Raw genomic sequence first — 19,632 nt, forward strand, 5'->3', positions numbered from 1 at the left:
GTCTATACGATATTAATCTATCAAATAAGTTAAAACAGCACTTCCTATAAATTCACCTCCTGTTATATTGCTATTGTCAAGGTGAAACGTTGATGTGATAGAAATGTCCAAGTCTCCATTTTTGTCTGCGCTAATTTTCTCATCATACTTACTTCCATTAAAATTTAGCTCACAAGTTCCCGGGCCACACTTCGTAAAGTTTTTTGTTTTACCGGGCACTGGAAATCCGCCTGACAACTTAATACTAACTGAAGTGTTAGGGTTGCATTTAAATTTAACATTATAAGGTTGAGTCTTATTACCGTCAGCTTCTAAGGTCGTCATCGTACCATGTGATAAGTTAATCGATTTATTTTGACTATTAACAACATTGCAAACTGATATTGCATTTATATTTATATAAAATCGGCCCTTGGCAGCCGAGGTGCCGAGAATTTTATTAGGTATGTCCTCCGCGTTTGCTGCGTACTCTGTAAATTTATTTTCCTCAAATGCATAGTAATAATCAACAGGGATGGAGTATCTGCCTGGTTGAAGACTTTGCTTGGGTAACTGTATTTTAATGCTTGCATTTTGCCAAATTAATATAGGTGAAAGTGATGTGCCTACACTCCAGCAGCGAAACAACTCCTCGCCAGTGATTCTTGTTTGATAAACTTTTGCTGAAAAAAAATCATCTATATATTGATTGGGGCTTCTCCATCCATTGGTCTCCAAAATGCTCATTTTAACATTTACACCATTATAAGTAACGTTCTTAGGTACTATTAACCATGCCGTTTTCTCTTGTATGCCGATACGATTATCATCTATCCCTGCACATTGGCTGCGAATAACACTGGCGGGGTTGGCTCCACTTAACCCCCCCGTAATCCTGCCAGTAACCTCCACGAATGAGTCATTAACATTAATATCAGGGATTGTTATTTTTGCTTGGGTGTTTGGTATGAATAGAAAACTTCTGTAATCATTGGCGAAACAATGATTTGAAAATAAAATAAAAGCAGCAATTGAATAAGACTTCATAATAAAAACCTTTGTTATTGATAATCAATCATCAGTGTTGCTGTTCCATTGAATGCACCAGGAGACAACGTTTCTCCACTCAATGAAACAAGTGCGGCTTGAAGCAATGGAGCATCATTTTGGTATGGAAAATACACCCATTGGTTTAGGGGGAATGGAGATAATTCCTTGCTTAATAAGATGCCTAAATTAGCATTGCTTGTTTTCAGCAGTCTTGTGTCGAAACTGGATGGCTCTCCTGTTATCTTCATTCTTAAGTTATTACTTGGGCTCCCAAAGCATTTAAAGCTATATTTTACACTCTTAGAGTAAAAACCATCCTTAACACGTGTGGTTAGTAAATCGTTGCCAAAATTAACATCAATAACCTCACCATTATTTACTACGCATGCTGGAATGGTAATCTGTCCTGAGATATTTATAGGTATATCATAAGCCAATGTTGTAAATGGAAATATTACCCACCATATCACCAGCCAGCGCCATAAAAATGAAATTGTCATTTGCTCATTCTCATTGATTCCATAGTCCATTACTTCACAAGTTCACATTCATAATTTAACTAAAGATCACAATTTGTAATATGCCAAGTGTCATTTATCTGATTGGTCGCCTGCTATTTACTCACGGTAATGACCTCGTAAAGCTGACCTCTAGATGAAGACATAATTTTCGCGCTCTACTGCTTCCAGACGGATCTCAGAACGCCAAAAAACCAGCATCGGTGCTAATCGACAATATCGACAGATAAACTAGTTCCCTTTGTTACATTTAATGAAAATGCCAGATGTTGGCATTGGGCGGCTTGCTATGCCACCGTATGGTTATTAATATTCCAGGCTAAACGTCTCCTGCGTGCTGAACGGCTCGCATTCGACCTTAGTGACCCCGAAACGGTTGCCAAAATCGACATCCACCTCGCCACCGTCGCCGGGCCACCGAGGGCCATCAGCAGAGAAATGCTGCCGTATTGAGCCATTGCCTTAACCCTCTTTCTAAAGAAAACGGCAGCTCAGCATTTGCTGACGGACCTACGCTAATATGACAGAGCCCCATTTTTCACCGTAAAAGGATTGATTCAATGTTGTTGCCATAATGGCGATCCTCATAGGGTTTAAACCATAGCTACCGCACGAAACGCGCCGGAACAGCCGTTCGATTTGTTGTAACCAGTGATAGCGGCGGTGCCACACATCGACATTAGGCGACGACTGCACTGCCAGCATCACCATTCATACATAGGTGAGGCCTTACTCGTATTCCAGACTAAAGGTGGCGGTGGCGCTGAAAGGCCCACGTGTAATCATCTTGCGGGCCAAAGCATCGGGCTCGCCCTGCACATAGGCATGTATCGTCAGGATATTGGTACCACTCACCAGAGCCTGCGCCTTCCCGGCTTTATTTACCGGCAACGGTTGCCCTTCAGGGGTTTCCATCCCAATAGCGATGCCGTTAGCCTGGCTACCGCCGTCCAATGCCAACATCCCCGGCAGCGCGATGCTTTCGGTGCCATTGAAAGTGACCTTTACCGTTCGGCCCAGGCTTAGATCGCATTGCGTCAGGTTCAGTGCAAACGCCTGTCCAGGCGTTCGGGTATTCAGGTACAGGTATTTGTCGAGCACCGTATCAAAGTCCAACACCAGGGTTTCATCCCCCGGAGGGATTACACAGGGTTCAGCTACCAGTGCGCCGTGCAAACGCATATTGTCTGCGGCATATAATGACTGGCTCAGCAGCAGCACAGCGTACAACCCGCGAGTGATATAGGCTTTCCCTGCCCGCAAAGGGATTGGACGCATCATTGATACACCGCCAATAAAGTGGCCGTGGCCTCAAACGTCCCTTCGCTTAAGGCTGAACCTGGGCGTTTTACTGGCACCGCCTCCAGCCGAGGCGGACTATTGAGGGTGATATCCACGGGTTTGTTCAGCTCAAAGGCCTTACCATCACGCAGTAAGCGTATCCCCAGGTCGGTCACATTCGTTTTCAGTGCTGCCGCATCGTAAGTCGTCGGCGTGCCGATCACCGTCAGTGTCATTTTCCAAGAGCTGGCCCCTGACTTGCAGGTGATTTGATAATTCACCGGCTGCAAATAGTTGTTGCCATCCACTTTTGTTACCCCGACCCGGTTGCCAAAATCAACGTCGACTTCGCCACCGTCGTTAATGGTGCAAGGTGGTGGTTCAATCAGCGTGCCATAGAACTTCATGTTGTCAGCTGACTGCACCTTGCCCGCCAGTAACCCGCTGATCAGCAGGCCGAAAAATGCCGCCTGTCGCATTGTCTTGCCCCTTTTCACTGATACTCCACCCTCATGGTCGCCCCGGCGGAAAATGCGTCACCGCGCAGTGTCGCCCCTGCCTGTTTGACCAGTACTGCCTCCAGCGTCGGCTTGCTCGGGTAGGTAAAATTCAACCAGCTGTTCATCGGCACTCGCTTACCGTTGCTGATCAATGCCACGCCCAAATCGGCACGGTTGGTTTGCAGCACATCGCGGTCAAAGCTGGCGCTGTTACCGGAAATCTGCATTTTCATCGCGTTGTTCGGCATGTCTTTACATTCCACGCTGTACGTCACCGGCATTTTTTTGTAGCTACCATCCACCCTGGTCGTCATAACGTCGTCGCCGAAGTTCACTTCAATTAACTGATTACCGTTAATCACGCAGGCCGGAGGGGCCACAACGGTGACTTTTACCGTCAGGGTCGTCACTGCCAGCAGCGGCGTGCTGATAGACAGCAGGCACAACATCCACAGTAAATATCGCCAGTTCATGCCACGCATGTGGTGCCTTCCTTAGTCGTAACTGAGCCTGAAATCCACATAGGCGGAAAATGCCCCGGCACGCAAAGGGGCACGAGTGCGCTCCGGGGTCACGGTGTAACTCAGGGTGTTTTGTCCCATTGCCAGAGCCAGCGGTCTGCCGCGCTCGCCCAGGCGCACGTCTCTCCCTTGCGCGTCAGTAATACGCAGTGCCAGGCCGGAGGCGCCTGCCACCTGAACCAGGTGCGGATTGTCGGCATCTGCCTGGGCCATAAAGCTGACTGAGAGTGCGGGTTGATGAGCATCCCATAACAGATTTCCGCTGCGCATATCCCGATTATTCGCCGCACTGCGCAGGCAATCTTTTAGTTGCAAATGCACGCTGACCGGTGCGCCGCGTGCCCCCACGCTAGCCAGCTGTGCGGTGCCGGTTTGCCCCAGATTCACCGCCTGGTAAGCGGATGCCATGTCCAACCGGCAAGCGCTTTCACTAAGCACGCCACGAACATGCAATTGGCCGTTAGCGCCTTCTACCTGCCAGTTATCCGCTGCCATCGCAGCAGGGAGCAACAGCACCATGATGCATACCGCCAGTGGGATCATCATTACCAGGCCGCTGATAACCAGCATGTAGCACCAGTCATGCCAGTAATGGCGATGATTATTGATATAGCGAAACATCCGTTGCATGCTGACGTTCCTTTTCATCCGTTAACCTGCGCTTAGTTACCGTTTTTGCCAGGTATCGCCCTACACGTTGTACCGCTGCACTGGAAGACCAGCTCCGGACGGCCACCAAAATCGTTAACGTAGGTCAGCACTGGCGTATTGCCTAAGCTGCTTGCTGCCACACCCAGAGTTTCACTGCTTTTCGGAGCCACCATCAGTGGGTTGAAGCCGTTGGCACTGGCCCCACCTTTTTTACTGGCGGCATCCACCAGGGTGATGTAGTAGGGGGTCGGGTTATTCACCTGGTATTTATCACCCTGTTTGGTCAGGGTCAGCTGTTCCTGCCAGGGGGCCGTGTTTTGGGCGTTGGTGACGGCAATGGCCTTCGGTCGGTAAAACAGCTTGATGCGGGTTTGCAGCGCCAGTTGCAACGTATTGGGTTTGTCGCTTTTCGGCGGAATTTCACGCAGGTTGAAATAAAATAGAGTTTCGCGATCCTGAGCCATCAGGTTAACCCCCGGTAGCCCTTGCACTTTCACCTGGCTTTTCGCGCCCGGTTCCAGGCGTTGCACCGGTGGGAGCACTGTCAATGGACTGCTGATTTTGTTGCCCTGGGCATCTTCTATCCAACCCTGTGCCAAATAAGGCAGCTGTTTGTTTTCATTGCTGATGCTCAGACTGACGGATTTATCTTCACCGTTGAAAATTACCCGGGTGCGATCGAGAGAAATTGCCGCATTGGCCTGCTGTGCCAGCAACAAACCGGTCGTTAAAGTAATTACTGCGTTCAGTTTCATCATGTTTACTCTTTGAAAAATAAATTAAGGATCTGTTTTAGCTAATGGGCCGCACGGCAACAGCAGGTTTGCCAACTGGCTGGCCTGTAAACGATGGGGTAGCGTAAAGCCGCACTGTGCAATACCGCCCCAGTTCACGGTCATGGTTTCACCGGCATTAATACCGCTGAGGTAAACATTGCCGTCATCGTTAATAATGCCCACTTCCTGTTTTTTACGATTCAGTACGGTGGCGCCAAATGGCGGTGAGGTACCGTCCGCCAACCGGACGATGGCCATCGCTTTCTCTCCGGAAATCACTTCAAAATGCCGGTAGCCGATCGCCCCTTCGGTCAACGTGGCTTGTGTCACCGAACCGCTCACTTCGGCGGTATCAGGCAGCGCGTTCAAGTCAATGTTGAACTGATTGCGGTAGTAGTTACTCACGTCCACCATCACCGCTTTACCAAACCGGTTGCTCATTATCGGAGCCGTATAACCGCGGATCGGGATCCCCGGCACACCGTCGGTATCCAGCATCATCCGTGTACCGCCAGCCGTACTGCTGCGGTGCAATGCCGCACCTTGCAAGGTCGCCGTTGCGCCGCCTTGCATAGATAACCCCAACGAGCTGTATTGGCCCGCCTGGTAACTGGCGCTGGCACTCATCTGGTTAACGTCACCCTCGTGACTGTAGTAACCACTCGCCATCGCCCCGTTACGTGATATACCGCTGCTCAGCTGATAACTGTCGCGCTCATTTAATCGGTCGTAATAACCAATCTGGTGGCTATTGTCGCTGCGGCTCATGCTGCCGTTGTAACTCAGGCTACCGTTGTTACCCCAGGGCATGGACAGTGACAAATACATGCCATCGTCGTTTGCACCGTTATACTTGTTGCGGTACGCAGACAGCGACAGGCTCAGGTTTCTGAATCGTCCGATATCGAAATAGCGTGCTAAAGTCAGTTTGTAGCGATCGTTCGCCGGACGGTTCCAATAGGTCTGGTGGTCGTAGTCAAGGAAAATACTTAACCCCAGATCGCGGACCTGCTGATTAAAGCTGAGGGTGTACATTTCCTTGCTGCTGTTAGCCCGTGAGCCAAATGCCTGTGCATCAAGGTATTCACCCATCGACATAAAGTTACGCTGCGAGAAACGATAACCGGCGAAAGTCACCTGACTGTCGTAGTCGTCAAAGCGTTTGGAGTAACTCAAGCGGTAGGAACCGCCTCCTAACGTTCCTTGATTTTTCAATTTTGCTCGTGACTGAGTGGTGTCAAAAGATAAGGCACCAAACATCATCAGGTCCCGGCCAACACCGACTGCCAGCGCGTTGTAATCACCACCGGCCACGGTTCCGCCATACAGTGACCAACCGTTGCTCACCCCCCAGGAAAATTCACCGGTGCCGAATATCGGCCCATTGCTCTGGTGCCGGTAATCGGAAGGGCGGCCGGCACTCATTTTGTAGCGCACGGAACCAGGGCGAGTCAGATAGGGAATGCTGGCCGTGTCCATGCTGAACTCCTGTACGCTGCCGTCCTGTTCTTCTACCCTTACGTCTAACTGGCCATTTACCGCATTATTAATGTCCTGGATACGGAAGGGGCCCGCGGCTACCTGAGTTTCATACAGCACTCGCCCTTGCTGGCGGATCACCACTTTGGCGTTGGTACGGGCGATGCCCGTCACCTCTGGCGCGTAGCCCCGCAGGTTTGGCGGCAACATATTGTCATCTGTCACCAGACTGGCACCGGTAAAGCGGAAGCTGCTGAAAATGTCGGAATACAAAAAATTTTCACCGACGGTAAGTTTGGCTCCGATACGCGGAATAGCCCGGTAGGCGTAATACCGGCTCCAGTCCCAGCTGCTACGATTTGCCGCTCTGTTACCGCCCTGGTGTTCAAATCGCGATTGCCAATCTGCCCGCAGCCGCCAGGCCCCCACGTTGGCTCCGACAGTGCCGTTACCGCTCAGGTTGTAGGCCTGCGTGCCTTGTTTCTGCTGGCGTTGGCTCTGCGCATTGAGGTTATAATCGAACAGAATCCCCGGAATGCCGTTATCCCAGCGTGCAGGTGGATCCCAATTCTCCGCGGTATATTCCAGATAAGCCTGCGGAATATTCAGATACAGTGCGGCGGCACTTAAATCGCCACGCACTTCCATGCCCTCCAGGCTTCGCGGATCTAAGCATTGATCTTGATGCCACCAGTTTAGTTTTTTTAATGCAGTCTCTTTCAACCCAAACTGTTCGACCAATTCTGGGGAGAGACAAGCTTCACTGCCTTTAGCATCATCATCGGGTGCATAGAAAAATATCTGTTGATCCTGCAACATCTGTTTATTGATATGCACGGTAAAAAGATAGTTTCCGGGCATAATGAAATTTTTGCGTGAAAATTGTTCCAGGTCGATATTGGCTCGGTCGTTAACGTCTAGTACATCGGTATTAAACTCTATGTCTCTCGCCAAGGAGGGTGATGTGTTACAAATTAGCGTCAGGCAAATAATGATGCTTAAAATGCGCGGCTGCGCACTCCAGGCATGATAATCCGATGAAAAAGATAACATCCGCAGACCTTTATCAATTATAAATAAGCAAAGCCATTACTAAAGGCTGTTATTGAACCTAACCTGCGGCCAGACTCTCTCAATAAAATAGTCAGTAATAATCCATTTTGTAACGCACGGTGGAATAATGTTCCCCTGCATCTACAATCTGATTATTCCCAACTAATCGTATGCTATAGCTCAGTGTCATTTCATTGGGCTCAATTTCGCTTTTTAATAGAGGGACTCCGGGTGTAGCGATCTGCCCTTGAGCGTCAATGATTTTTAATGCGATGCCTTTTGCCTCACCATGCAAACCAAAAAGTCCAGAATCATTCTCGCCGTCAAAGGTAATTTCAAAATAGCGCCAGTTGCCCTTCGTTGCCGGCGTTTTTTCCAATGCACAGTTAACTAGTTTAATGCTAAAAGGGTAGGCCTCTCCCTGGCCATCTCGAATAATACGACCGATGGGAATATTTCCCATATTGATGGTTTGATCCCGACTATCTGTATCGATGGCACAAGCTGAGGCAATGATTCGCCCTTGAACGCTAACTTCACCACTCCCTTGATTGGCTGCAAATAATAATGTAGATGTCAGCATCATACAGGTGCACAATGTGTGTAATAAAGTCAGAGTTCTTGTCATTCGCAAGATGCCTATTCATCCGTTCATTGTTGTCAATACAGAGATAAAATACATGCGGGTTGCCCCGCATGCGGCTATTTATGTCACGCCGGATTAACTTATTGATATGCCAGGGTGAAGTCGGCTACTGAGTTAAATTCACCTGGGGTCACGGCAGAGGAAGCACCATCACCTTGCAGGTGAGCAGAGAAACGCAGGGTTGCCTCACCATCTTCGATTGCCTGTGGCTTACTTTTTTTACCTAATTCCAATGTTTTACCATCAACATCATTAATAGAAATGCTGGCGCCACGTGCGGAACCCTTCATTGCCAACAGACCAGGTTGAGCAGTAGATTCGGTACCTTTAAAGGTCGTAGTCACAGTTTTAGCCGTTGCAATTTCGCAGCCAACCAATTTAATCAGGATATCTTGTGGTGTAGATTTCCCGCCATTTTTAAGTTTTGCTGTCGCAATGTCACCCAATTTCACTGTTTGATCCAAGCTGCCTGGATCGATAGAGCATGGTGCATCGATGATAGAGCCTTTAAAAGTGACAGTACCACTACCTTGGTTAGCCGCGTTGGCCATAGAGATAGTGCCCAGAGTCATCAGCGCAGCCAGCATGATTTTATTAAGTTGCATTTTATATAGTCCTATATATCGAGTTGATTAAATATGTCACCCAGTACCGGCACTGCCTGATACCCAAATTAAAGAGAGCTGGTTTTTATGGCTCGCCGTACTCCCTGGCAACGGAGTGAATAGTAAACCTAAAAAAATTAACCAGCAAAATAAACTTTAAATTACCAAATAAACAGAATTAAAATCTAATTTATTTGATTAAATTAGTTTTTAATATCAATTTGGTTTTTTTATGATCTGTAATTTAGTTTTTTTAGTGCTAAGAAAAAGATAAGGTACATACTGATAAAGATAAACTTGACCGGTGTGAGATTTTTCTTGTAAATTTATTCTAACTTGTGATGGAAAATTCTCACTTTCTTTTTGTTAACAGTTGCCGGGTGAGCTCTAAAATGAAGTTTATAATAAATCTAACTATCGCTTTTGATGTGGATAACAGAAGGTTATCGCTTTATAATGACGACCGTATTTACATTGAACTCACTAAGCCTGCAACTCGCTTGCTCTTAGAGCTTATTAAAAATAATGAGATGGACACTTCCAGGGATGAGCTTTTTACAGAGCGTTTGGGTAAATTATGGATTTGTCGCATCAAATGCTGGGTTGAATAACTATATCAGTGAGTTAAGGAAAGCCTTTATCGCTTTGGAAATGAATAGAGAAGTGATAAAAACCATACCAAAGCTAGGGTTCAGGATGAGTGCCGATATTCAATCTGTTGTGAAAACAGAGAGGAAAGAGTCATCTGAGAACGGAATTGTTGAAAGAATATATGAAGATAATAGAAAAGAACCAGCCCCATTAAGCCCTGGGTTAAAAGACCTCCAGATAGCCCCTGAAAAGCCTGTGGTGACACAGCAAGAACAAATAGATTCTATTCCTCCTCGTCGTGGAAGGCGGGCGCTGGAATTTAAGGCTGTGATGTTCGCATTGCCTTTAGTGTTGGCTCTCCTGGTTTTGTTTTTTCTTTTTACTACTAAAGCTAATAATCAGGCTCAGAAAAACCTCCTCTATCAAGAGGGGCTTTGTAAAGTATTCACCCTTGGGGCAGATAAAGGTACGGAGGAAATGGTGATTCGTGCAAAAAAACAAATTTCTGATATAGATATAAATTGCCAGCGTGATAAGCATGACTTATTTTATGTTGAGCAACATCCGGATAGTAATGTGATAAACCGGGTTTTTATAGCGGTTTGTAACCCTGTAGGCAGTGATGAATACAGTTCATGTACAAACTATAAATATAACCAGGTGGTCATAAAGTGAAAAAAAATATTTTAATTATATCATCTCTCTTTTTTACGGCTCTTGTTTTTTCACTGGGGTTGTATTTTGAGTTTAAAGGTGAAAATGAACCTTTTAGATGTGTTGCGCAATTTAAGCAAAAAGCGTTTTTTGGCAACTCCCTGGAGAAGGTTATCAATAGTAATACCATGGCTACTTTGATCTTGACAGACCAGGAGCATGGTTTTTTTCAATCATTGGCAGTGTGGAAGTGGATGGCGAGCATTATAATTTACGTAGGGTTGTTTTCTTTTCTCTTTCACCGAGCATTCAAAAGGGAATTAAAGTGGCAACTGTTGTTAAAGAAGAGATTAGCGTGGCGGATACGACACCAGAAAGCTTTTGGTATAATGGAATTACCCCGGAAAAACCAGGGGTTGATGTTCATATTGAGATGAAAAAAATAAACCAAAACACAATTCTAATTGACTCATTGTCCATTCCTATTTTTATCTGCACAAAGCAGAGTGGGTAGTTTTTTTATTTCTAGGCGTAAGGCATGTGTCTTACGCTGGCGTTAGTGAATGGAGTGTTAAACTATTCGGATTCACCAGCATGCCGCCGGCCAGCAATAATAATCCTGGAATGTCACTCAAATGGCTGGCACCGGCATTGGCCTGTGTGCTTTTCATGACGTTTTCCGCCGTATTACACGTGCTGAGTGCGGTAAAGGCTTTAACCCGGCTGGTCGCTAGCGTACGGGGACCGGCGTTGCCCATGCCTTTGATGATTAGCGGCACACCAGCGCACCGCCAACTACCTCGCACATCAAATCCGTATCTTTCGGTTTGGTCAGGAACTCAAACGCGCCGTTCTTAAAGGCGTGCCATTACGTCTCAATAAGTTACGCCCACTCCCCAACTGAATTCGCCTTTTATCCCTTATACCCCCTGAAATTACTGAATTTTTTTGTCATGAGCTCTATCGAGGTCAATTCAGTGATACCCAAATCAAGTGGTGTCTGAGGCCTTTGAGGGGCATATCTCGTCCAATGGCTTTATGCCACTAAATGAACGACAGATTGATACTGTGCAACCCACAGAAAAAGAATACAAACTCACGGGTGGCGGCGGCCTGTATCCGCTGGTAAAGCCTAACGGTGCGAGATACAGGCGCTTAATCGAGAGCGAGTGCTGCAACAACATCCAGCGCTTCACCAACTGGCAACGGGTGCCGCAGAGATTTCCCGACAGCCGAGCATTGCACGCTCTAACTTGGATCTAGATCAAAAACATTAAAAATATTAAACAAAAGTATTGAAAATCGCCTAAGGATAGGTCAATAATCACCCGGCTTTACACAAGTTTACATAAATTTACATAGAGCGTCATTATCAAAAGGAGTTGTTTATGAAGGTTATTGATTCATCATTATTAGATAATATTTCTGGTGGCCGTGGAAACAACGGTGGTGATCGTTCAGATAACGGTGGTGGCCGCGGTGGCTCTAGTGGCAACGGTGGCAACTCAGGGAATGATCGCCAACATAATAGCTATAATCAATCCAATCGGGGCAGTGGTAGCCAAGCTAACCACTTTGGTCGTCCGGGAGGTATGAAGGGTGGTGATGGCGGTTGCACCGGAGGCCGACGCCCTCGTTAATTTATAGAAAAAATTTTCACAAGGGGATATATTCTCCTTGTGAAATATCCTACATTTTAAGGAAAACCATGAAAAAATATAATTTTATCTACAATAGTGAAAAATTCCTGCTCTGTGATGATAGTAAAAAGAGTGAAAGTGAAATAGAGAAACTCATGGGGAAAGGTTTTCAGAAAATCGAGGTTGAGGCTGAATCGAAAAAGGAGGCTATAGGGAAGTTTAAAGAAAAGTTAGGGGAGAATAGTAAATCCCTTGAGGAATATACAAAGGATATATCATTCACATCTATTATTGAAGCATTGCTAAGATAACGTAGAGGGCGGGACCATAGAATACCATTCGATGATGAAGCCTGATTATGAGTGCGAGGGCTTTAAAGAAGCTATAAACGTTATAAAAGCTAAAGGATTTAAAAAAACTAAGGTTCCAGACAAAATTCACTTTGTCTGGATTGGTGATCTGTACTACTCAGATATGTCATATCTAAAAGTGTGGGGTGACTTTAACAAGGATAAGTCTTTATTCTTATGGAGTGATCCATCCTCCTCGGATATTAACGCTTTTCAACAGGCTTTAAAGCTATTTTGCGATGGTCTTCCGGGTGAAAATGACATATTAAGCGTCAGGGATAAGGCTTTTAATTACATCTGGCCAAAAATAAAAGAAGGAGAGACGTTTAATGACGCCGCCTGTCAGTTTCTTAATGAGATAAACCATGGCTATGGTGAGTTAAGAGGAGGGGGTAAAGATATATCAGATGATATTAACGTGATGGATATTCAAGAGCTGTTCGTTAATGAGTTTGTTATATATAAAAAATTTTACTATTATGAGTTGATATTGAGAGGGAACTTTGCATGTGCAAGTGACTTTGTTCGGCTTCTGATTTTGTACAACTATGGAGGTATATATATAGATGTAGATACACTTCCTTATATTGACAATATTTATCAGAAAACAAACAATTTATTGAATAAACATGGCATACGTCATGATGAAAGCGTTTATTTGGCTAAGACTCATGCTTTCTTGTGCGTGTTTAACTATATCGATGAAGATGTGATGGGGTTAAACAAGTATTTAAAAAGAGTCGGTGGTATTGACGCTGCTGAGGTGGGTTGTATTTTCGAGGCAATGATATCTGACCTTGATAGCTGTAATCGCTCTCAGATTGCGGCGCTTGGTGATGTTTTTGTTTATGATAATTTAATATCAATAAGTACAGTGAAGTTTATACATGGTGTGTTTTTCAATAACATCATTGCATCGGCACCCGGTTCCCGCCTTTTGAAGAATTTACTTAAAAGAGTGGAGTTTAATTTTCGCTATATTGAAAGTAATAAAGGAATTTTTGTAGGTGATCCGGAGGTATCTTCTTCTAAGGACAGGTATACAGCGTTCAGTTTTTTGCTCAATTACAGACATGATGTGATTTCAAAAAATGAGTTCGTAACATTATATCTGTCAGGTCCAATGTTAATATCCAATATAATATATCGGGTAATATGTGGGCTTACAGGATTACACCGAATTTTGTCAATCGAGAACCTGGCCAGGCTTATGCAAAGTGAGGCGTTAGGTATTGGATTCCAAAAACAAACGTTAGATACACCTTTGGGCATCCGCTCCGCGTGGAGAAATAATAATGAATAAGCCGTGGATAAGTGCGCTAATAATAGTGCGTAATGCTGAGCATTCGATACTAAGAACAATAGATTCTATCATTGATGTTACTGATGAAATTATCATTGTTGATACTGGCTCTGTTGATGATACTTTAAATATCATCCCAAAGAATAACAAGAAAATAAAAATCAATAGCTATCAATGGGATGATAACTTTTCCAAAGCACGCAATTATGCAATAGATCTTGCATCGGGACCTTACTGTTTTGTGATTGATGCTGATGAGTATTTAGCAGATGAAAGCCGAAAGGGATTTAGAGATAGGTTATATTCGTTATTTTGTGGGCAAGAGCGGACGCTATATGCTCCTGCCATAGATAATATGAATGGTTCTGTTTTAAAGAATAATGCAAGAATTTTTATGAAGAGAGCATCCTTAAAATATAAAGGGTTTGTTCATGAGTATCTTTATGAAGACGGTTATGATATAGAGCATGTGCCGGAAATAGTAGTAAACCATACCGGGTATCTACGTGACGGTGAATTAGATGAAAAGAAAAATAGAAATCTACGGCTTTTGAAGCGTCAGTTAGATGAGACTCCAACAGAGCTAAGATGGAAGTATTTCATGCTTAGGTATTTGGATATGGATGATAAACAATTTGAAAATATTCTCTATGAGTTTGGCACATTACCCCTTCCTTACAGTAGTGATATAGAAATATATGCGCTTAACGTAAAGTCTAGATTGATAACATACTTATTAGATAGATCTAATTTTAATGATGCATATTCCCATGCTAAAGCGCTATTTGGCAGCTATAAGGATAAAAACAGTTTCTTCCTGCACTTTATCTCACTCTATTTAATGTCAACCCAGCGCTACCACAATGATATGCTTGACTTGAAAAAGGCTCTTGACGATGTTAGCCGCTACCCTCAGGATGCGTTTATCATTGAGACGATAGATGATCAAGTTATATCGGCAGTTGTAGATAGTTTCAGACTAGACCTGGAGTATATAACTTGATCATGAATCTACTACTCTAGCGATACCACTCTGTCTGCCGATGCAATAGTGGTTTCCCTATGGGCGATGATTACCCTGGTTATTTTTAGCTGTTTTATCGCTTTGTTTACATAGCTTTCGCTTTCATGATCTAATGAGCTTGTGGCCTCATCCATGAAGAGAATACCAGGCTTTCGGTAGAGGGCTCTTGCAATGAAGATACGTTGTTTTTGCCCCCCAGAGAGTCCTTCACCTAACTCGCCGATTAAGGTTTCATAACCCATTGGCATTTTCATAATGATATCGTGAATATAACTTGCCTTAGCGCATTCAATCATCCATTCTTCATTTTCGCTATCGTCAAACCCACAAATGTTCTCTCGTATCGAACCAGAGAATAATTTATCATCCTGCATGACACAGCCGATCATCTTATGATAGTTATTAACACCGAGTTGCTGGATGTCGGTTCCATCAATAATTACTTTTCCATCATCGGGTTCGAATAATCCGCATAGTACCCGCATTAGCGTCGTTTTCCCTGCTCCAGAAGGCCCCGTTATCGCCACACTTTCTCCAGGCAGAATCTGGAGAGATAGACGGGTAAAAACGGGTGATGATTGACTATCATAGCGATAGCTTAAGTTAGATGCTTCTAATGAAACAGGGCGCATGGCAACCTTTATGGGCATGTCAGGTTTTCTAGCCTGCTGTGAGTGTATAGCAATATCTGCGATACGCTCATTATGCAGGCTCATGATACGTAACTGTAAAAGAAAACTAGTTAGCGATGAAACCCTATCTGCAAACTGCTCTCTGAATACGCCAAAAGCAATAAACATCCCTATAGTCATTTGGTTTTCAATCACCAGGCTTGCACCTAACCATAAAATTATTACCTGGTCACAAGCGCCTATAAATGCGTTTAGCCCACCGAACAAGAGGTCCATCTTGGTGACTTTTATCTCGGTGTTGATAGTGTCAACTTCTAAATTTAGCCAGTGAGCCGCCCTGCGTTCACTCATTCCTTGCATCTTGACTGTAGCGATCCCGTATAAGGTTTCCATAAAATATGACCTTGTCCGGGCATCCCTGACTAACGCTTCTTCCGACAATTGCCTATACGTACCATATGTGAGTAGCCTAATAAGTACATAGATCGCCGTGAACCCAAGTACAAACCAAGTTAACCAGCCACCATACAGAACCATCATTACTGTTACACCGAGCACCATGATTCCATCCATGAGTGCCCCGACGATGCTAGTCGTAAATGTTTCACGTAATGTGTTTAGTGAACCAAATCGGGACTGAATGTCACCCAGCTTTCGTCGTTCAAAATAGCTCAGTGGCAGCCTGAGTAGATGGTTCAATAAACCAGATTGCCACTGGACATTAATCAGTGTCGACATGACCAGTGACGACCATGAGCGGAACATGCTCACTGCCGTACGCAATAGAATAAATAGAATGAGGCCAATGCATATAAGAGTGAGTAAACCGTGATCTCCTGCGGGAATCGCGTGGTCCATCACTAACTGTGTTCCTACAGGCATCATCAGGTTGATGGTTTCTATCACAAGGGACAGGCAAAAAATTTTGCCAAGCGTAATCTTAAGGCCGTGCACGCTACCTATTAATGTACTTAAACTAAGCCGATTACATACCGTGTCTGCTTTAAACGCGCTACCTGGCCAAGCTTCAAGCGCTACACCTGTAAAGCTTTGTGAAAGTTCCGCCAGACTGACGGAGCGATATCCAAGTGCAGGGTCATGCAGTATCGCGCGGTGACGATTCACACTAATGAGTACCACAAAATGATTGAAATCCCAGTGTAATATGCACGGCATTTTAAGAGCCCCAATCTCATTGAGATCAAGAGACAAAGGCCGGGTTGAGAGCCCTAGTTGGTCGGCAATACTGGTGAGTCCTGACAAGGTTGTGCCACGTGCTGAAAGATTAAATTGTCGGCGGAGCGCAATCAGATCAATGTTCTTGCCATAGTGGCCACAAATCATTGCCAAGCAAGCCAAACCGCACTCAGAGGACTCGGTTTGATGAACCAAAGGAATACGGCTGCGTAGCCGCATATCCAGCTGGTTTAACAATTCCTTAAAAGAGCGCTTACTCATTGACTGGCCCCGTTGCACTGTGCTTCATGTCGTAGAATGGCGATAACATCCATTGATAAATCCTCCTTTTTTCCAGAAATAAAGTGCTCTGTGCTTTCATGCCATTTTCCAGACTCAGGCTTTTACCGTTGTAGGCAATGGTCTGTTTTTTCGGTCTGACTATCACTTTGTAGTACGGTATGGCGCTAGTTAATGCTGCTTTGGGGGCGCCTTGGTAGGTCAGCATTTCCTGGGGGGAGGCAGGGGCTTTAGATATGAGCGAGACCGTGCCGGCGAACTGCCCGAATTTCTCTGCGGGAAACGCGTCATAACGCACATTGACCTTATCTCCAATTGTGATGAAAGGGATGGCGTCATTAGGCACCCAAAGCACCAGGGCATAGTGATCGATGTTGTGAGGTAGCACTTGCAGCAGACTGTCGCCAACGTTGACCATCTGGCCGACCGTGACGCTGAGTGAGTCGATGCGGCCGTCGGCCAAGGCTCGGACGATGATCTCTCCAGTGGCATCGATGTCGCGAAGCTCCTTTTGGAGTTCGTAACGTTGCAGCTCCATCTGATAAATTTGGTTGTCAAAGTCGGCGGCTTGGGTGTGGATCTGACTTTCCAGTGCGGTGATCTGTAGCGCATTCTGTTCGTTCTGGCCGGATAGGCCTAACAGATTGTTCTGCTGTTGGTAGTACAACGCTACTTGGTTAGTAAGCTGATCCTTATTGATAAGCCCTTGATTCTGATAGAGCCGATAGTTCTCCATGTTCTCTTTCATGATACGTATCCCTTCCTGGGCCCGCTGGAGGATATCGGTGGAACGTGTGAACGCGGTCGTGTACTGCACTTTCTGTTTTTCCAGCATCGCGAGTGTGGTTTGCTTACTGCTTTCCAGGCGGGTAATGATTTGTGCGATGCGTGCCAGCTGGCCATCGATATCTCGCCGCAAGTTATCGCTGACCACCCCGCTGCGGGTACTCTTGCTGACGTCGATTTGGTAAATAGGGGCGCCGGTGGTGACTATCTGCCCTTCGGTGACAAACTGTTTGACCACTACGCCCTGGACGGTGGAATAGACGTTGGCGGCACGTGGGTAGGTGCTGATCTCGCCGGTGACGTTGACCCGCCTGGTATAGGTTCCGGCGATAACGAAGATGAGAAAAGCAATGAGGAAAAAGAAACAGAGTCCTGCCGTAAGCCAAAAGGGAATACCGGGCAATAACAATGCCCGGCCGCGCCATTTCAATTTCTGATTATCGATCGCTTCCTGGCGGAACATCGTTTTTCTTCCTTAAAATATGGGATTGATTTTTTCCTATTACGCCGTCAAAAACTCGCTAAATATCCATGTTGGTGCGAGACAGTGTTCGACAAGTTGTTGGACGTGATAAGTCGATCTCTCTACTCAATAACGTTGTATATTACCGCTCCACTTTAGCCAGAGCATGCTGATTGCAGGGGAATGGTGAGGTGGCGCTCATAAACTGTTTTACGCGCTCAACCTGCTTGAAAGCAACGCTATTATGCGCATTATCGACTCGCCCAGCACAGGGGAAACTGCCATCAGATTACACTCGGCTTTCCTCCCCTGGTGGGCGGGCCTGCCGATGGCCCGACTGGAGCTTGAACTTAACGAAGGAGGGGGCCGGTTTTCAGTTCCGCTCCGCCAGTCTCGATAGCCATTGGTCTGCTTTCGAAGCGTTTATCTGCATGCTGAAAAATGATGTGAAACCGTCTCGCCGAGTGCGAGGCGCTCGACCCGCCGCCAATTGAACCTTCGTTTATTTTGTCGCGCTACAATAGGTGAAAAATCCCCCTATGGAGCCTATCGTGCGCAAATCCAGATTCTTGCTCGTGACCGTGCTGTGCCTGTGCGCCGCCGCCGTGCTGTATGTGATGGCTTACCGGTCGCTGGGGCATTATCTCAGCGATGGGGAGAAAGCGTACCCGGATATCAGCATTGAAATCCGCTGAGGGTCATACGGCGCAGCGGTAATTTAGCCGACTTTTTCGTACTGATTTACCCGCCATTTACCCGCCGTCGGCAATGATGACGCAGCGTCTCCACACTGTGTGGTTTTTTTGGGCGGAATGCGGTTATGTCACTGCAACAGATATCGAATGTTTCTTTGAGCAACAACGGCTTAAAAGGCATCGGTTACAAACATTACGCGCTGGCGATCGTGGCATTTTCGGCGGTCGTGCGGTTTATTTCCTTAACGGATCGGTATTTTTGGTGCGATGAAGCCTCCAGCGTGCTGACCAGCCGCTATGATCTGGGTGCCTTGCTGTACCACGCTTCCTTCGATGTCCACCCGCCGCTTTATTACCTGCTGCTGCATGGCTGGATGGTGCTGTTTGGCGACAGCATTATGGCGGCCCGTTCGCTGAGCCTGGTGTTCGGCGTAATGACGGTGGTGCTGGCGATGCGCTTTACCCGTTGGTTGGCCAACGAACGGGCGGCGCTGATGGCGGGATGGCTGATGGCGATCATGCCGATGGCGGTGCGTTACAGCCAAGAGGCACGCATGTACGCGCTGATGGGGCTGCTGGCGATCGCCGCCGCCATGGCGTTGGCGAGGTGGCTGAAAACGCCGGATAATCGCCGCTATCTGGCGCTGTATGCGCTGTTGATGACGCTGAGCTTTTATACCCATTACTTCACCATTTTCACGCTGATCGCCCACTGGCTGGTGGTGCTGGCGCTGTCGTGTTGCCGCGAAGGCGAACGTTACATCAAACAGCCGGCGTGGTGGCTGGCCAATGCGGCGATCGGGGTGGCTTACATTCCCTGGCTGCTGGTGCTGTTCAATCTGCTGGCGCATATTGCCGAACTGCGGGTTGGCGGCGACGTCGGTTGGATCCCCCAGGTCAGCTGGCGCGATCTGCCGGCGATGTTTTGGCGATTTTTCACCGGCGATGACGGCGGCAAC

21 protein-coding genes are annotated in these 19,632 nt (G+C 46.3%); 8 read left to right on the forward strand and 13 right to left on the reverse strand.

What is annotated here, in order from left to right:
- Window positions 1-12: 12 nt before the first annotated feature.
- The 10 genes from BHU62_RS25110 to BHU62_RS22465 all read right to left on the reverse strand — a co-directional run bounded on the left by BHU62_RS25110 (window position 13) and on the right by BHU62_RS22465 (window position 9,059).
- On the reverse strand, window positions 13-1,026 hold the full coding sequence (locus BHU62_RS25110) for a PapG carbohydrate binding domain-containing protein (protein WP_073534637.1): 1,014 nt from the start codon (window positions 1,024-1,026) through the stop codon (window positions 13-15).
- A gap of 14 nt (window positions 1,027-1,040) precedes the next feature.
- A complete protein-coding gene (locus BHU62_RS22425) occupies window positions 1,041-1,559 on the reverse strand; it encodes a fimbrial protein (protein ID WP_078062102.1) in 519 nt (172 codons plus the stop codon).
- 717 nt (window positions 1,560-2,276) lie between these two features.
- Complete coding sequence (locus tag BHU62_RS22430; RefSeq protein WP_073534653.1) at window positions 2,277-2,825, reverse strand: fimbrial protein; 549 nt, start codon at window positions 2,823-2,825, stop codon at window positions 2,277-2,279.
- On the reverse strand, window positions 2,825-3,307 hold the full coding sequence (locus BHU62_RS22435) for a fimbrial protein (RefSeq protein ID WP_073534638.1): 483 nt from the start codon (window positions 3,305-3,307) through the stop codon (window positions 2,825-2,827). The genes BHU62_RS22430 and BHU62_RS22435 overlap by 1 nt, the downstream gene beginning before the upstream one ends.
- 14 nt (window positions 3,308-3,321) lie before the next feature.
- Window positions 3,322-3,801 (reverse strand): fimbrial protein, encoded by a 480-nt coding sequence (locus BHU62_RS22440; protein WP_236720709.1) that lies wholly within the window; start codon window positions 3,799-3,801, stop codon window positions 3,322-3,324.
- 21 nt (window positions 3,802-3,822) lie between these two features.
- Window positions 3,823-4,479, reverse strand: coding sequence for a fimbrial protein (locus BHU62_RS22445; RefSeq protein ID WP_073534639.1), 657 nt, complete (start codon window positions 4,477-4,479; stop codon window positions 3,823-3,825).
- A gap of 32 nt (window positions 4,480-4,511) precedes the next feature.
- Complete coding sequence (locus BHU62_RS22450) at window positions 4,512-5,255, reverse strand: fimbria/pilus periplasmic chaperone (RefSeq protein WP_073534655.1); 744 nt, start codon at window positions 5,253-5,255, stop codon at window positions 4,512-4,514.
- A gap of 24 nt (window positions 5,256-5,279) precedes the next feature.
- On the reverse strand, window positions 5,280-7,808 hold the full coding sequence (locus tag BHU62_RS22455) for an outer membrane usher protein (RefSeq protein WP_073534640.1): 2,529 nt from the start codon (window positions 7,806-7,808) through the stop codon (window positions 5,280-5,282).
- Between the two features lie 91 nt (window positions 7,809-7,899).
- Window positions 7,900-8,394 (reverse strand): fimbrial protein, encoded by a 495-nt coding sequence (locus BHU62_RS22460; protein ID WP_236720706.1) that lies wholly within the window; start codon window positions 8,392-8,394, stop codon window positions 7,900-7,902.
- Between the two features lie 140 nt (window positions 8,395-8,534).
- Window positions 8,535-9,059: a fimbrial protein gene (locus tag BHU62_RS22465; protein WP_073534642.1), complete on the reverse strand. Its 525-nt coding sequence runs from the start codon at window positions 9,057-9,059 to the stop codon at window positions 8,535-8,537.
- 546 nt (window positions 9,060-9,605) lie between these two features.
- On the opposite strand from BHU62_RS22465, the gene BHU62_RS22470 reads away from it, so the two are divergent.
- On the forward strand, window positions 9,606-10,325 hold the full coding sequence (locus tag BHU62_RS22470; protein ID WP_073534643.1) for a winged helix-turn-helix domain-containing protein: 720 nt from the start codon (window positions 9,606-9,608) through the stop codon (window positions 10,323-10,325).
- 223 nt (window positions 10,326-10,548) lie between these two features.
- The gene (locus tag BHU62_RS22475) at window positions 10,549-10,818 is read left to right on the forward strand and encodes a FidL-like protein (RefSeq protein WP_073534644.1); all 270 of its coding nucleotides are present in this window, start codon (window positions 10,549-10,551) and stop codon (window positions 10,816-10,818) included.
- Between the two features lie 31 nt (window positions 10,819-10,849).
- Here BHU62_RS22475 and BHU62_RS25550 read toward each other — a convergent pair whose 3' ends face one another.
- The gene (locus tag BHU62_RS25550) at window positions 10,850-10,975 is read right to left on the reverse strand and encodes a hypothetical protein (RefSeq protein ID WP_265341111.1); all 126 of its coding nucleotides are present in this window, start codon (window positions 10,973-10,975) and stop codon (window positions 10,850-10,852) included.
- Window positions 10,976-11,692: 717 nt separating this feature from the next.
- Between BHU62_RS25550 and BHU62_RS24755 the strand changes: the two genes are divergently transcribed.
- The 4 genes from BHU62_RS24755 to BHU62_RS22495 all read left to right on the forward strand — a co-directional run bounded on the left by BHU62_RS24755 (window position 11,693) and on the right by BHU62_RS22495 (window position 14,600).
- Window positions 11,693-11,944: a hypothetical protein gene (locus BHU62_RS24755; RefSeq protein ID WP_074055193.1), complete on the forward strand. Its 252-nt coding sequence runs from the start codon at window positions 11,693-11,695 to the stop codon at window positions 11,942-11,944.
- Window positions 11,945-12,012: 68 nt separating this feature from the next.
- Window positions 12,013-12,255 carry a hypothetical protein gene (locus BHU62_RS22485; protein ID WP_073534646.1) on the forward strand — a complete coding sequence of 81 codons (243 nt, stop codon included), beginning with the start codon at window positions 12,013-12,015 and terminating at the stop codon, window positions 12,253-12,255.
- A 31-nt stretch (window positions 12,256-12,286) separates the two neighbouring features.
- The gene (locus BHU62_RS22490; protein ID WP_073534647.1) at window positions 12,287-13,597 is read left to right on the forward strand and encodes a TcdA/TcdB catalytic glycosyltransferase domain-containing protein; all 1,311 of its coding nucleotides are present in this window, start codon (window positions 12,287-12,289) and stop codon (window positions 13,595-13,597) included.
- Window positions 13,590-14,600, forward strand: coding sequence for a glycosyltransferase (locus tag BHU62_RS22495; RefSeq protein ID WP_073534648.1), 1,011 nt, complete (start codon window positions 13,590-13,592; stop codon window positions 14,598-14,600). The genes BHU62_RS22490 and BHU62_RS22495 overlap by 8 nt, the downstream gene beginning before the upstream one ends.
- Before the next feature lie 11 nt (window positions 14,601-14,611).
- Here the strand turns inward: BHU62_RS22495 and BHU62_RS22500 are convergent, their stop codons facing one another.
- Complete coding sequence (locus BHU62_RS22500; RefSeq protein ID WP_073534649.1) at window positions 14,612-16,711, reverse strand: peptidase domain-containing ABC transporter; 2,100 nt, start codon at window positions 16,709-16,711, stop codon at window positions 14,612-14,614.
- Window positions 16,704-17,978, reverse strand: coding sequence for an HlyD family secretion protein (locus tag BHU62_RS22505; protein ID WP_073534650.1), 1,275 nt, complete (start codon window positions 17,976-17,978; stop codon window positions 16,704-16,706). Before BHU62_RS22505 ends, BHU62_RS22500 begins: the two co-directional genes overlap by 8 nt.
- A 551-nt stretch (window positions 17,979-18,529) precedes the next feature.
- Between BHU62_RS22505 and BHU62_RS25295 the strand changes: the two genes are divergently transcribed.
- Window positions 18,530-18,673 (forward strand): hypothetical protein, encoded by a 144-nt coding sequence (locus BHU62_RS25295; protein ID WP_171971348.1) that lies wholly within the window; start codon window positions 18,530-18,532, stop codon window positions 18,671-18,673.
- Between the two features lie 125 nt (window positions 18,674-18,798).
- Window positions 18,799-19,632, forward strand: an 834-nt coding sequence (locus BHU62_RS22510; RefSeq protein WP_171971349.1) for a glycosyltransferase family 39 protein, incomplete at its 3' end; no start/stop codon positions are given.

This window comes from Serratia marcescens (assembly GCF_001902635.1).
Lineage (GTDB): Bacteria > Pseudomonadota > Gammaproteobacteria > Enterobacterales > Enterobacteriaceae > Serratia > Serratia marcescens_F.

Coding starts and splice junctions, on each gene's coding strand:
- BHU62_RS22490 (WP_073534647.1), top strand. CDS start 12,287: ATGATGAAGCCTGATTATGAGTGCGAGGGCTTTAAAGAAGCTATAAAC.
- BHU62_RS22460 (WP_236720706.1), bottom strand. CDS start 8,394: ATGATGCTGACATCTACATTATTATTTGCAGCCAATCAAGGGAGTGGT.
- BHU62_RS22455 (WP_073534640.1), bottom strand. CDS start 7,808: ATGTTATCTTTTTCATCGGATTATCATGCCTGGAGTGCGCAGCCGCGC.
- BHU62_RS22435 (WP_073534638.1), bottom strand. CDS start 3,307: ATGCGACAGGCGGCATTTTTCGGCCTGCTGATCAGCGGGTTACTGGCG.
- BHU62_RS22505 (WP_073534650.1), bottom strand. CDS start 17,978: ATGTTCCGCCAGGAAGCGATCGATAATCAGAAATTGAAATGGCGCGGC.
- BHU62_RS22425 (WP_078062102.1), bottom strand. CDS start 1,559: ATGGACTATGGAATCAATGAGAATGAGCAAATGACAATTTCATTTTTA.
- BHU62_RS22470 (WP_073534643.1), top strand. CDS start 9,606: ATGAGCTTTTTACAGAGCGTTTGGGTAAATTATGGATTTGTCGCATCA.
- BHU62_RS22500 (WP_073534649.1), bottom strand. CDS start 16,711: ATGAGTAAGCGCTCTTTTAAGGAATTGTTAAACCAGCTGGATATGCGG.
- BHU62_RS22440 (WP_236720709.1), bottom strand. CDS start 3,801: ATGAACTGGCGATATTTACTGTGGATGTTGTGCCTGCTGTCTATCAGC.
- BHU62_RS22495 (WP_073534648.1), top strand. CDS start 13,590: ATGAATAAGCCGTGGATAAGTGCGCTAATAATAGTGCGTAATGCTGAG.
- BHU62_RS22485 (WP_073534646.1), top strand. CDS start 12,013: ATGAAAAAATATAATTTTATCTACAATAGTGAAAAATTCCTGCTCTGT.
- BHU62_RS25550 (WP_265341111.1), bottom strand. CDS start 10,975: ATGAAAAGCACACAGGCCAATGCCGGTGCCAGCCATTTGAGTGACATT.
- BHU62_RS25110 (WP_073534637.1), bottom strand. CDS start 1,026: ATGAAGTCTTATTCAATTGCTGCTTTTATTTTATTTTCAAATCATTGT.
- BHU62_RS22450 (WP_073534655.1), bottom strand. CDS start 5,255: ATGAAACTGAACGCAGTAATTACTTTAACGACCGGTTTGTTGCTGGCA.
- BHU62_RS24755 (WP_074055193.1), top strand. CDS start 11,693: ATGAAGGTTATTGATTCATCATTATTAGATAATATTTCTGGTGGCCGT.
- BHU62_RS22430 (WP_073534653.1), bottom strand. CDS start 2,825: ATGCGTCCAATCCCTTTGCGGGCAGGGAAAGCCTATATCACTCGCGGG.
- BHU62_RS22445 (WP_073534639.1), bottom strand. CDS start 4,479: ATGCAACGGATGTTTCGCTATATCAATAATCATCGCCATTACTGGCAT.
- BHU62_RS22465 (WP_073534642.1), bottom strand. CDS start 9,059: ATGCAACTTAATAAAATCATGCTGGCTGCGCTGATGACTCTGGGCACT.